This is a genomic window from Haloarcula amylolytica JCM 13557 (genome assembly GCF_000336615.1).
Lineage (GTDB): Archaea > Halobacteriota > Halobacteria > Halobacteriales > Haloarculaceae > Haloarcula > Haloarcula amylolytica.
Genome location: NZ_AOLW01000024.1, coordinates 164,048 through 176,242, shown reverse-complemented (window position 1 = coordinate 176,242; position 12,195 = coordinate 164,048). Strand labels below are relative to the sequence as shown.

Here is a 12,195-nt window from a genome sequence, read left to right as displayed (position 1 = left end):
GGCGGTTTCGGCGTTTCTTCGGAGCTATTCTGCGGCCTCTTCGACGGCGTCGCGCTCGTCCATCTCGGCCCGCAGCGTCGCCAGTTCGTTATCGACGGCCCGCTCGCTGGAGAGCCGGTCGAGTTCCTGGTCGATGGAGTCACCGTCATCGAGTACCGATTCGAGCTGGCCGCTTTCTTCGAGTTCTTCGAGCGCGGCCGCGCGCGCCTCCATCTGCTCCGTGCGCTCCGTCGCGCGCTCGATGGAGCGGTGCACGTCGGCCATCGTATCGCCAGCGCCAGTAAACGCCTCCGAGACTCGGGCCGACGCCTCGGCGGCCTGATAGCGGGCTTTCATCGTCTCTTTTTTCGTCCGGAACTGCTCTATCTGGCTGCTGAGTTCGGCCCGTTTGCCGACCAGCCGGTCCTGTGTCTCCTGTAAGTCGTCGATCTGGCCCGTCAGCTCCGTGATCTGGCTGACGTTCACCTGCTTCTTCTCCAGCGCCCGGCGCGCGAGGTCGTCGCGCCCCTCCTGCAGGGCGGCCCGGGCCTGTGTATCGTGTTTCTCGACGTTCGACCGCAACCGGGTTCGGTGTATCTCCAGGCGTTTCTTCTGGGTCGTCACGTCGGCGATACCGCGGGTCACGTCCTGCAGTTCGTCCCGCATCTGTTCGTAGGAGTAATCCAGTTCTGCCGCCGGGTCCGCGGTCCGGTTTAGCAGGGCGTTGAGCTTGGCGCGGATCGCGAACGCGAACCGTCGGAGCAGACTCATCGGGCCTGCTCCGGTCGGACAGGAACTCGAAGCGATTCCGACTGCGGCTCGGTCGTGATAGCTCTCATGTCATCTCGTATGACTGTAGATATTATAATAACAGGGTATTACTCGATTTAATACGGGGTTAATCGGCTAAAACGACGGAAATCCGCGGTTATTCGAGCTTACCGTCTGGCTACTTGATGGGGTGCCGGAATCAATCGATGGACGACGATGACACGAACCCTACTGCGTACGGTCGGCACGCTGGTGCTCGCGCTGACACTCTTCACAGCGGCGGCCGCGGCTGCGCCCGCGGTGGACGGTGACGACGGGACGAACGCCGTCGGCCCGCCCGGCGGTCTCCCGGATCAGGTCCCTGACTTTGTGACAACGATCATCGAAGCGATTCAGGAGTTCCTCGCCGGTGGGAGCGACGACAGCCCCGGCTCGGACGTGAGTGGGGCGGCGACAGGGGTCGGGACGTAGACCGATGAACGGAAAGCTGCTCGCCGTCGGCGGCGCTGTCGTGCTCCTGCTCGCGGGTATCGGCGGCGCGTTCGTCGCCGGCCTCGGTCCGTTCCAGGCGGAAAGCAGCGGGCAGGACCTCTCGGAGTTCCCGACGGAGACGCCTGATAGCGATACCGCCAGCACCGAGGACGGAACCAATGCTGACGGCGGCGCGGCCAGCACTCCGCCGTTTGCGTTCACCGTCGATACTATCGAGGAGTGTGGCCAGACCTGCCGCGACGTGACCTCGACGCTGACGAATCAGCAGAACAGTACGGCGGCGGACATCACCGTCTACACGCGGATTTACGCCGGGAAATCCACTGATGACGGTGACGTGGTCTGGGAGGGCTCCGAGGACGTGGGGACGCTCGAAGCTGACGAGTCCTACACCACGACTCGGCGCGTCGACCTGTCGTTCGGTGACGCCTACGCTATCGAACAGGCGGACGGCTGGATAACGATCCGGACGACTGTCGAGACGGCCGACCGGACCGTCACGCTCAGCGACCAGCGGAAGGTCGCCTGACGGGGCACGCCGGTCTGGGACGACTGACCGCGCGTCTGAACGTTTTTATGCCGGAGCGCACCTATCCCCGGTACGATGACTACGACCGGCCCCGTGCCAGCGCTCGCCGACCGCGCGGCCGCCTGCGCCGACCGACTCCGGGCGGCCGACCGCGTGTTGCTGGCCTCCCACATCGACGCCGACGGGCTGACCAGCGCCGCCATCGCCACCGCGGCGCTGTCGCGGGCCGGCATCCCCGTCGAGACCGTGTTCAAGAAGCAACTCGACGCCGCTGAGATCGAGAGCATCGCCGCCCGGGAGTACGACACCGTGCTGTTCACGGACTTCGGGTCCGGCCAGCTCGACGTAATCTCCGAACACGTCGCCGCGGGCGACTTCGAGGCGGTCATCGCCGACCATCACCAGCCGGCGGCCCCGGACGACTGCCACCCCGACGCGGTCGTCGACACCGACGGTTACGCCGACTTCGACACTCACCTCAATCCGCTGCTTGAGGGCATCAACGGGGCGTCGGAGCTCTCGGGTGCGGGAGCGGCGTACGTCCTCGCCCGCGCGCTCTCGACCGATGAGACGGACAACCGCGACCTCGCCGCGCTGGCGGTCGTCGGCGCAGTCGGGGACATGCAGGCCGTCGGCGGGGAACTCGTCGGAGCCAACGCCGGTCTCGTCGAGGAGGGCATCGCCGCCGACGTGCTGGAGGAGGGCACCGACCTCTCCCTGTACGGCAAACAGACCCGGCCGCTGCCGAAGCTACTTGAGTACGCCACGGAAGTTCCGATTCCGGGTATCTCGAACGACCAGGCCGGCGCGACGCGGTTCCTCGAAGGCCTCGGTCTGGACCTGAAAGCCGATGGAGACTGGCGGACGTGGGCGGACCTCTCCGACGACGAGCGCCAGACCGTCGCCAGCGGGCTGGTCCAGCGTGCCGTCGAGCGCGGCGTGCCGGCGGACAAGATCGAGACGCTGGTCGGCACCACCTACACGCTGACTGCGGAACCGCGCGGGACGGAACTCCGGGACGCGAGCGAGTTCTCGACGCTCCTGAACGCCACGGCCCGCTACGAGCGGGCGGACGTGGGACTGGCGGTCTGTCTCGGCGAGCGCGACGCACCGCTGGAGCGGGCGCGGACACTGCTGTCGAACCACCGCCGGAACCTCTCGGAGGGACTCACGCTCGTCAAGGAGCGCGGCGTCACCCAGGCCGGGACCGTCCAGTGGTTCGACGCCGGTGACGCCATCCGCGAGACCATCGTCGGCATCGTCGCCGGGATGGCGCTGGGGACCGACGGCGTCGATTCGGACAAGCCAATCATCGCCTTTGCCAGCACCGACGAGGACGAGACGAAGGTGTCCTCGCGGGCGACCGGCCCGCTCGTTGGCCGGGGCGTCGACCTGTCGGTCGTGATGCGCGACGCCGCCCAGGCCGTCGGCGGCGACGGCGGCGGCCACGATATCGCGGCGGGCGCGACTATCCCGACCGGCAAGGAATCGGCGTTCATCGAGGCCGCCGACGAGATTATCAGCGAGCAAGTATCGTAGCCGAGACGTAGCAAGCTGTGCGGCAGAGCGATTGATGACGCTGCCACCAGTATCAGCAATAAAAGCTATACGTCCGCTTCTCCGAACACCCCACGATGGACTCTCGGGGCCTGTTCGATATCGTGCTCGTCGTCGTCGCCGGCCTGCTAGCCTACACTGAGACGTTCGGCTTCGCGAACCCGCGGACGTCGCTGCAAGAGATTATCGCAGCTATCGCCAGGCTAGACATCCGCGTCTTTCTCGTCCTGGGTGGCATCTTCGGCATCTGCTTCGTCGCGTACCTCACGATGTACCTCCCACAGAAGGACGCACGCACGATACAACGGTGATACTGTCGGCTGTAACTATCTCTGGATAGTCGACACCCCTGGGAGGCGAAATTCGTCACAGACGTACAGCCGACAGTATGAACATCGGGCCATCTTTATCCCCAGCCCTGTACCGTTCTGACAATGACAGAGTTCGACCCCGAGAAGTTCGAGGACAAGTACGCGAACTACTTCCCGGAGCTCCAGAAGGCCTACAAGAACGCCTTCGAGCGGATGAACGACACGTACGACTCCGAGCTAGTCCACGCGATCGACCAGCAGGTCCTCAACGAGTCGGAGCCGTTCTACGAGGACGGCGAGTTCAGTGTCGAACTGCCGGAGAACCCGACCGAGCGGCTCTCGGCGATCATCGTCGACGACGAGAAACTCGACGCCGTGCTCTCCGAATACGTCGACGAGATCGAGCGCGAACTGCGCCGCGTCTTCGACATCGACGACTGACTGCACTCGCCGCGGTTCGACAATTGCTGCGTTATTCCTGTTCTGCCGGTATCCCCGACGAGAGCGGGCGGTGACGCCCTACTCGTCGGCCCTACTCGTCGGCCCTCATCGTCTCGTTCGGTTCGGGCGTCAGGGTTGATTCCGGCTCGGACGGCAGTGCGCCGCCACCGCCCGTTCCGGCACCGGGGAGCGAGCCGCCAGGTCCGGACTCGCCGGTGTCTGCGGGTTGTGGTGCGTCTGCGGGTGATTTCTCGCCTGTGACGAGGAAGTCAAGCAGATTCCCGACTAGCTGTTCGTTGTCGGCCCGGTAGAGGAACTCCTGTGTGAAGACGTTCGTGTCACCGACGGTGACGACGTTCCCCGAGCGAGCAACGACGCCGTACGTGTCCTGTCGCCGGGTCTTCGAGAGCGTTGTCTGTTCCGTCGTAGTGAGTGCGGTGTCGCCGCCCTGAACGGGGATCGCAGCGTAGAAGACCGTTCGGTCGACGCCCTCTGTGAGTTCCGTATCGCCCGTCGGCGTCGCGTAGACGTTCTGGTAGTTGGTGTCGTACTCGTGCATGTTGTACAGGTAGCCGTTCCCGTACGAGAGGCCGTACTGACTCGCCAGTGGGGCCATCGGCTTGGTCACGCCATCCGAGGAAATCGGGCCGAAAAGCCCCAGTCCGGCGGGACTCGCCTGTGACGGCTCGTTCAGCAAGAGCACGCGACCGCCCGCGTTGCTGAACGCGGACAGACCGTTCAGTTCGCTCTCGGTGTAGCGCTGTTCCGCGCCGAGAACGACGAAGGCGTCAGCCGAACGCAGTGACTCGTTGAGCGGGCTCCCGTTCTGCCGCTCACCGACGTGGTACCGTACCGTTGCTCCGTTTTGGGTCAGGGTCGATACGAGCGGCGTGAGCGCTTCGCGGTCGATGTCGCCGGCGTGAGCGACGTCGATAACGACGACCTTCCCGGACGCGTCGGCCGACATCGAGAGGTCACCGCTCTCGGCTGCCGGCGTCGCGACGGACTCGTCGCTGTTGAACGACGGGGCGTTCACCTGGGTTACATCGGGGGCCGCCTGACTGCCGCCACCACCGCCGATTGCTACGGTGCCGACAATCACCGAGAGGACGAGTATCCCGACGAAAAACCCGGTTCGGGCGATCGAACTCGAACTTGAGCTATCAGATGCCATTTCAGGCACCTCCCTGTGCGCTGCTGTTGTAGACGACTTGCTGATTTTCCGGCGTGCCGTATATCATGAGGAAGTGGACTGTGTCGACGCCCTGGAACGTGTACGGTGCGCCTTCGGCGGCGACGGTAGCGTTCCCACCGGCTTCACTCCCGCCACTGAGGAGGAACAGCCCCTGTGGGTCCGCGGGGTTGTGGTACACGACCTGATACTCCGAGAGGTCGGCGGCTTCGGCCGCGCCGGCTATCGCGGCTTCGAGTCCACCGACTTCGTCCGCATAGCCGGTCTGGACCGCGCGACCGCCCTGATAGGCCGACGCTTCAGCGACAGTCTCGCGGGAGACGTTGAGCCTGTCACCGCGTTCGGTCATGACTGCACCGACGAAGGCCCGTTTCATCGATTCGAGGCTCGCGTAGTACTGGTCGCGCGTCATACCTCGATGAGCTTTGTCTGGTCCAGTAGTGGCGGACGAACTCAGACCGTCGCTCGGCGCGGTTCCGATGACGCCGACGTGGCCGACGAGACTGGCCGGCGTCACGTAGATGCGGTCGCTCGGGACCGCGGTGTAGTACGCGCCGGAAGCGGCGTACTGGTCGACGCTCGTGTACACCGGCTTTTCGGCCGAGAGCCGCTTGACAGCCAGATACATCGACTCACTGGAGGCGGCGCTCCCCCCGGGGCTCGACACCCGCAGGACGACTGCCTTGACTGACTCGTTACTGCGGAGTTCGCGGAGTTTCTGTACCGTGTCCTGTGAGCTAGAACTGGAAATCGTTTCGTCGATGTTCACTACAGCGACGTACTGTTCGTCACCCTCGGAGACCGACGCCGCATACGGTACGACGGCGGCACCAATGAGAATGGCAATAACCGCAAGTACCGTGTACGACTGGAGGGCAGTTGCGACCCGTCTATCGATTGGGTTATTCATGCGACAACATAGATTCGCTGTCACGTTAGCCTAATAAAAGCATAGCCTGAACTGCTGGGTCAGAAGTCGCCGGACCGGAACGACATGAGAAGTTTCCTTACTGTCGACCTGCAACCGATCTCTATGGACCAACGAAAGCCGCCAGCCACGGAAGAGGGCTGGTACGCGCTGCACGATTGCCGGAGCATCGACTGGGACGCCTGGCGCGAGGCCCCCCAGCGAGTCCGTGATCGTGCGCTCTCGGAGGGGATCGGCTTCCTCGACGCGTACGAAGCCGTCGAGGACGCCGAGGAGGGCCAGACGGCGGTGTACACCGTCATGGGTCACAAGGCCGACATCATGATCCTCCACCTGCGGCCGACGATGGGTGACCTCGACGCGGCCGAACGGCACTTCGAGCAGACGGAGTTCGCCGCCTTCACCGAACGGGAGTTCTCCTACGTCTCCGTGACGGAGGCGTCGGGCTACACCGAGAAGTCCCGCGAGTACTTCGAGGGCGAGGTGGACGACGACTCCGGGCTGGCCCAGTACATCCAGGCCCGACTCCACCCCGACGTGCCCGACGACGAGTTCGTCTGCTTCTACCCGATGAGCAAGCGCCGCCAGCCCGACCAGAACTGGTACGACACCTCCTTCGAGGAGCGGGCGGCCCATATCAAACGGCATGGTGACATCGGCCGCACCTACGGCGGCGACGTGAACCAGATGATCGCCGGCTCCATCGGCTTCGACGACTGGGAGTGGGGCATCACGCTCTGGAGCGACGACATGCGCCACATCAAGGAGTTGCTGACCGAGATGCGATTCGACCCCTCGACCTCGCAGTTCGCCGAGTTCGGTCCGTTCTACGTCGGCCGGAAGTTCGACCCGTCGGAGTTGCCGGCCGTCCTGGCCGGTCAGCGCGTTCCGACCGACGACGAGTCGGTTCCGGAGACGCCGGCGGACGTTGCGGAACACGAACACGCGCCGGCTGATGCCGGCACGAGTCACAGCCACGCCGAAGAGCCGACGGCGAGCGACGCACAGGCCGGGGCACACGCTGGCGGTGACACCGATAGCCACGGCGGTGCCCATCCCGGGAGCGCCAGCGAGGGCGACCATCCGCATTCCGAGGAATCCTCCGACGAAGACGACTCGGGATCGTCGAGCAGTTCGGGCGGCCGGCCGGACGTCTCGGCCGACTTCGAAGAGGTCGACGACGCACCACAGCGGCTCGGCCGACTGGGGCTGCACGAGGGCGATGCGTACGACGCCGGGGACTACGCGCTGGTGTTCCACTCCTCGGCGGATGCGGAGGACATCGTCGACGACGTGTCCGACCTCGAGAGCAGTTTCGACCACTACGACCGCCACGTCCGGACGGCCGTGCGCGCCGACAGCGGCCAGACCTACGTCGTCAGCATCTGGACGGCGAAAGACGCCGCCGAGACGGCGGCCGGGTTCCTGAAGGACATCGACGGCGTCGAAGAACAGTTCGGCGGCGCCCTCGGCGAGGGTGCCGAGAGCGCCGAGACCGAGGACGGCAGTGACGCCCAGACTGCCGAGTCGTCGCAGTCCATCCGAGAGACGCTCGAATCGGCGGGCGTCTATGCCGGCCAACCACACGGTGAAGACGTGTACGCGCTGGTCGTGTACTCCGAAGCCGACGCGGCGACGCTCGACGAGGAGGTCGCGGACCTCCGGAGCGCGTTCGACCGCTACGACACCCACGTCCAGACGACAGTGTACGGCGACACCGACGGCGACCTCTCGGCTGTCGCGTCACTGTGGGACACCGAAGACGCCGCCCAGACCGCCAGCGACTACCTCACCGACCTGCCCGGCGTCGTCGGCCGCCACGGAGAGGGCGACGGGTTCGGGACGATGGGGATGTTCTACACCGTCAAGCCCGAGTACCACGACGACTTCGTCGAGAAGTTCGACACCGTCGGCGGCCTGCTCGAAGAGATGGACGGGCACCGCGAGACTTCGCTGCTGTTCAACCACGACGACGAGAACGACATGTTCATCGCCAGCCAGTGGGACTCACAGGAGGATGCGATGGCGTTCTTCCGCTCCGACGACTTCTCGGAGACGGTCGACTGGGGTCGCGACGTACTGGCCGACCGACCGCGCCACGTCTTCCTGGCCTGAATCACAGGCCAGCTGTTCGTTATCGACTGGCGACGAACCGCAACCGCCGGTAGTCGACGGTCCACGTCTCGGTCTCTGTGTCGTATAACGCCGGTCGCAGCCGGTCCTCGATACTGTCCAGAACAGCTCCGTGGTCGCGTTCGGGGACCGGAGCCAGCACCGAATCGCCGAACATTTCGAGCCATTCTCTCAAGCCCGCGCTACCGCCTTCAAGCGGTGTCGGACGGTCAAACAGCCACGCCGCGGTGACCTCCAGTCCGTGCGCTTCGAGACGCGACGTGTACTCGCCGAGGCTCGGGAAATACCACGGGTTCTCGGTCTCGTAGCCCCGTTCGGCGAGTACCGAACGGACCGCTGTTTCGACCTGTGAGACGTTCCCCTGGCCGCCAAGCTCCGCGACGAAGCGACCGCCTTCGTCCAAGGCCTCGGCGACCATCGACAACACGGCGTCGTGGCCGTCGCTGGGTATCCAGTGCAGTGCGGCGTTCGAGAAGACAGCGTCGAACGTGCCGGGGTCGTAGTCCCGGGCGTCGGCGACCTCGAACGTCAGGTCGGGATACTGCTCGCGAGCCTGAGCGACCATCTCTTCGGCGGCGTCGATACCGACCACAGCCGCACCTCGGTCGCCGATTTCGGCTGTCAGGTGGCCCGTGCCACAGCCGATATCGAGGACGCGCTCGCTCGGCTGTGCGTCCAGCAACTCGACCACGTCCGCTCCGTACTCGGCGACAAAGCTGTGTCCCCCGTCGTAGTCGTCGGGGTCCCACTCGTTTTCCGGCATTGACTGGGCTATCACCCGAGTGGCATGAAAAGCGTACTGACGGTGTGTGAGTCCGTCTCAGTCGTCGTCTTCGGTCGTCGTCCGGTCGATGTCCTTCTCGCCGAAGTAGATCTCCGCCCCGTCCTGAGCCACCTTCTCGGCGAGGACGGCACATTTCACCCGCATCGGCGAGATGTCGACACCCAGCATCTCTGTGATGTCGTCGCGGTCCATCGCTTCTAGGTCCTCGACCGCCATCCCGGCTAGCTCCTGTGAGAGCATCGACGCGGAGGCCTGGGAGATGGCACAGCCGTCGCCCTGGAAGGCGACCTGTTCGATTGTCTCCTCGCTCTCGTCGAGGACGACATCCATCCGTATCTCGTCGCCGCACATCGGATTCTCGCCGATGTGGGTAAACGTTGGGTCCTCGATCTCCCCGTAGTTCCGGGGGTTCTTGTAGTGATCGAGGATCTGCTGCCGGTACATGTCCGAGCCACCGATACCCATAATTGAACTAAGATACGGCTGTCAGTCGGAAAAGCGTTCCGAGGTATCGGTTCGCATGTATTTTGTTCTTCGGCGGGGCGGCTCCGACGGTCTGTGAGAACTGACCGCCGCTCTCCCATCAGTAGGCAGTATTTACTATCGCAGTCCGTTCTGTCAACACATGGGGCAGAACGACGCTTCGGCTTCAACCGACTGTGCTGTCCGACCTGTGGGGTTCGTCAGCGATGCGCCGGTGATCCGACAGATCGGCGACCGGCCGCTTTTTATCGGCAACAAACACGCGGCGCGGCCCGAAGCGCACGACCGTTCCTTCGAGCACGTCCTCTCGGCGACGGCCGAGGCGTACCCGCTCACGACCGCCCACCACCCGCTCACCGACGGCCCCGGCAACGAGTGGGCGGCGTTCGAGGCGGCCGTCGATACCGCCCGGCGCTTCGTCCGAGCGGACGGTCCGGCGCTGATTCACTGCAAGGCTGGCGTCTCCCGGAGTTCGACGCTGCTTGCGACGGCCATCGCCGCCGAGGAGGATCGCCCGCTCTCGACCGCGCTGGCGGCTGTACAGGAGGCCCGGCCGATTGCGACGCCGAACCCCGCTCTCTACGAGCTCGCTGTCATCTACCTCGCTGCGGACCCGTGATTTCCCGATACGTACCTATTGGACCTACTCCGTGACGGCGTTCTCGTCTTTCGTGACGACTTCGTCGCGGACTCGGTCGACCCACAGCGCAACCGGCCAGTCCTCTGTCTGGTACGGTTCACTCCCTTCGAGTAGCTCGAGGCGTCCAACCGAGTCCGGCGGCATTGCGACAAGTCCCTCGTGACCAGTTTCACCCACTGCTTCGATCTTGTGTCGTGCCCCACCGGGTAGATAGACGAACTCGCGCGGTTCAGCCTGAAGTATCTGCTCGCTTCCGTCTTCGCGTTTCAGCGTGTATCTGGCGGTGCCATCGAGACACAGACACACCTCGTCGAAACTGGGTGCGTGGGTATGCCAGTCGATGACTGCGCCAGGGTCCATCTCGAAGTACAGCAGCTTGAACTCGTTCGTGATACACACAGGGTACGTCCGGATGTCGTCCCCGCCCTGTTCGAAGTGACTGGCGTCGTCGAGTGACACCTTGTACATCGTTTGATCGGGAAGGTGCGTGTAATCGAGCGCTTCCGGCGTCAGCGGCCGCTCCGCTTCATCGGTATCAGTCATTGTCCCGCCGAAAGTTATCGGTGGTGTGTCATATAGGTGGCGTGCGCCGCGGTAATATAAAAACTGTCAATAAACCGATCCGCAGCTCCGACGGAAACTGAGAGAACAACTACGCGAACAGCTGGCGGGCGTCGTCGATAGCCGAAACGAGCTTGTCCACTTCTTCCCGCGTGTTGTAGACGTAGAAGGAAGCACGCGCAGACGCCGGGACGCCCATCTTGTCGTGGAGGGGCTGGGTGCAGTGGTCGCCGGCGCGGATGGCGACGGCGGAGTCGTTGAGGATCGAGGAGAGGTCGTGGGCGTGGACCGAATCGAGGTTGAACGCGACCAGACCGCCCCGTTCCGTTCCCGCGGCCGGGCCGTACGTCTCCACGTCGCCTTCGTCCCGCAGTTGTTCCAGCGCGTACTGGGCGAGCTGCTCCTCGTGACGCTGGATTCGTTCCATGCCGATATCGTCAAGGTAGTCACAGGCCTCCGCCAGCGCGATGCCCTGGCAGATGACGGGCGTGCCGGCCTCGAACTTCCAGGGGAGGTCGTTCCAGGTGGCGTCCTCGAAGGTGACTTTCTTGATCATCTCGCCGCCGTAGAGGTACGGCTCCATCTCCTCCAGCAGGTGTTTCTTGCCGTAGAGGACGCCGATACCGGTCGGACCGGCCATCTTGTGGCCCGAGAAGGCCAGGAAGTCGGCGTCGATGGCTTCCACGTCGACCGGGCGGTTCGGGACCGACTGCGCGCCGTCGACGAAGATGTAGGAACCGTGGTCGTGGGCGATGTCCGCCAGTTCCGAGACGGGGTTGACCGTCCCGAGCGTGTTCGAGACGTGGACGACGCTGACCATCGCCGTGTCGTCGGTGATGATTTCACGGGCGTGGTCCATGTCGAGCGTGCCGTCCTCGTCGACGCGGATGTAGCGACACGTCGCGCCGGTCTTCTTGGCGATCTGCTGCCAGGTGACAAGCGAGGCATGGTGTTCCATCTCCGTGAGGACGACCTCGTCTTCGGGCCCGAGTTCGTTCAGGCCCCAGGCGTAGGCGACGAGGTTCTCGCTCTCCGTGGTGTTCTTGGTGAAGACGATTTCCTCGCGCTCGCCCGATGCGCCGATGAACTCGGCGACGCGGTCGTGGGCGTCCTCGTAGGCGACGCTGGCCTCCTGGCTGAGCTGGTGGAGGCCGCGGTGGACGTTGGCGTTCGTCGTCCGGTAGTAGTCGGCGATGGTCTCGACGACCGGCTCGGGCGTCTGCGTGGTGGCCGCGTTGTCGAGATACACCACTTGTTCGCCGCCGAACTCGCGCTGGAGGATGGGGAAGTCCTCGCGGATACGCTCCACGTCTAGTAGTTCAGATTCAGCGTGTCCCATTGGTTCTGTTCAGGGGCTCAACAGGCAACATTCCTTCGGTCGCAGGTATTACGGA

General features: G+C 64.4%; 14 protein-coding genes. 7 read left to right on the top strand and 7 right to left on the bottom strand.

Annotated elements, in window-relative coordinates:
* Positions 1-24: 24 nt before the first annotated feature.
* Positions 25-750 carry a PspA/IM30 family protein gene (locus C442_RS13290; protein ID WP_008311235.1) on the bottom strand — a complete coding sequence of 242 codons (726 nt, stop codon included), beginning with the start codon at positions 748-750 and terminating at the stop codon, positions 25-27.
* A 216-nt stretch (positions 751-966) separates the two neighbouring features.
* Here C442_RS13290 and C442_RS13285 point away from each other — a divergent pair, with 216 nt between their 5' ends.
* The 5 genes from C442_RS13285 (at position 967) to C442_RS13265 (ending at position 4,080) form a co-directional block, all read left to right on the top strand.
* A complete protein-coding gene (locus C442_RS13285) occupies positions 967-1,221 on the top strand; it encodes a hypothetical protein (RefSeq protein WP_008311233.1) in 255 nt (84 codons plus the stop codon).
* A gap of 4 nt (positions 1,222-1,225) precedes the next feature.
* On the top strand, positions 1,226-1,771 hold the full coding sequence (locus C442_RS13280; RefSeq protein WP_008311230.1) for a hypothetical protein: 546 nt from the start codon (positions 1,226-1,228) through the stop codon (positions 1,769-1,771).
* Between the two features lie 75 nt (positions 1,772-1,846).
* Positions 1,847-3,310: a single-stranded-DNA-specific exonuclease RecJ gene (locus C442_RS13275; RefSeq protein WP_008311229.1), complete on the top strand. Its 1,464-nt coding sequence runs from the start codon at positions 1,847-1,849 to the stop codon at positions 3,308-3,310.
* A 95-nt stretch (positions 3,311-3,405) separates the two neighbouring features.
* The gene (locus C442_RS13270; RefSeq protein ID WP_008311227.1) at positions 3,406-3,639 is read left to right on the top strand and encodes a hypothetical protein; all 234 of its coding nucleotides are present in this window, start codon (positions 3,406-3,408) and stop codon (positions 3,637-3,639) included.
* 123 nt (positions 3,640-3,762) lie between these two features.
* Positions 3,763-4,080 carry a DUF5783 family protein gene (locus tag C442_RS13265; RefSeq protein WP_008311226.1) on the top strand — a complete coding sequence of 106 codons (318 nt, stop codon included), beginning with the start codon at positions 3,763-3,765 and terminating at the stop codon, positions 4,078-4,080.
* A gap of 91 nt (positions 4,081-4,171) precedes the next feature.
* On the opposite strand, the gene C442_RS13260 is transcribed toward C442_RS13265, so the two are convergent.
* Entirely contained in the window at positions 4,172-5,254 is a 1,083-nt protein-coding gene (locus C442_RS13260; RefSeq protein WP_008311224.1) for a DUF4350 domain-containing protein, read from the bottom strand.
* A 1-nt stretch (position 5,255) separates the two neighbouring features.
* Positions 5,256-6,182 carry a S49 family peptidase gene (locus C442_RS13255; protein ID WP_008311223.1) on the bottom strand — a complete coding sequence of 309 codons (927 nt, stop codon included), beginning with the start codon at positions 6,180-6,182 and terminating at the stop codon, positions 5,256-5,258.
* A gap of 123 nt (positions 6,183-6,305) precedes the next feature.
* Here C442_RS13255 and C442_RS13250 point away from each other — a divergent pair, with 123 nt between their 5' ends.
* Complete coding sequence (locus tag C442_RS13250; RefSeq protein ID WP_008311221.1) at positions 6,306-8,315, top strand: heme-binding protein; 2,010 nt, start codon at positions 6,306-6,308, stop codon at positions 8,313-8,315.
* A 19-nt stretch (positions 8,316-8,334) separates the two neighbouring features.
* Here the strand turns inward: C442_RS13250 and C442_RS13245 are convergent, their stop codons facing one another.
* Both C442_RS13245 and C442_RS13240 read right to left on the bottom strand, forming a co-directional pair.
* Positions 8,335-9,096, bottom strand: coding sequence for a class I SAM-dependent methyltransferase (locus C442_RS13245; RefSeq protein WP_008311219.1), 762 nt, complete (start codon positions 9,094-9,096; stop codon positions 8,335-8,337).
* Positions 9,097-9,153: 57 nt separating this feature from the next.
* Positions 9,154-9,582 carry an iron-sulfur cluster assembly scaffold protein gene (locus tag C442_RS13240; protein ID WP_008311217.1) on the bottom strand — a complete coding sequence of 143 codons (429 nt, stop codon included), beginning with the start codon at positions 9,580-9,582 and terminating at the stop codon, positions 9,154-9,156.
* Positions 9,583-9,742: 160 nt separating this feature from the next.
* Here C442_RS13240 and C442_RS13235 point away from each other — a divergent pair, with 160 nt between their 5' ends.
* Positions 9,743-10,219 carry a protein-tyrosine phosphatase family protein gene (locus tag C442_RS13235; protein ID WP_008311215.1) on the top strand — a complete coding sequence of 159 codons (477 nt, stop codon included), beginning with the start codon at positions 9,743-9,745 and terminating at the stop codon, positions 10,217-10,219.
* Positions 10,220-10,243: 24 nt separating this feature from the next.
* Here the strand turns inward: C442_RS13235 and C442_RS13230 are convergent, their stop codons facing one another.
* Positions 10,244-10,783 (bottom strand): cupin domain-containing protein, encoded by a 540-nt coding sequence (locus C442_RS13230; protein ID WP_008311213.1) that lies wholly within the window; start codon positions 10,781-10,783, stop codon positions 10,244-10,246.
* 109 nt (positions 10,784-10,892) lie between these two features.
* Complete coding sequence (locus C442_RS13225) at positions 10,893-12,140, bottom strand: aminotransferase class V-fold PLP-dependent enzyme (RefSeq protein ID WP_008311211.1); 1,248 nt, start codon at positions 12,138-12,140, stop codon at positions 10,893-10,895.
* Between the last annotated feature and the right edge of the window lie 55 nt (positions 12,141-12,195).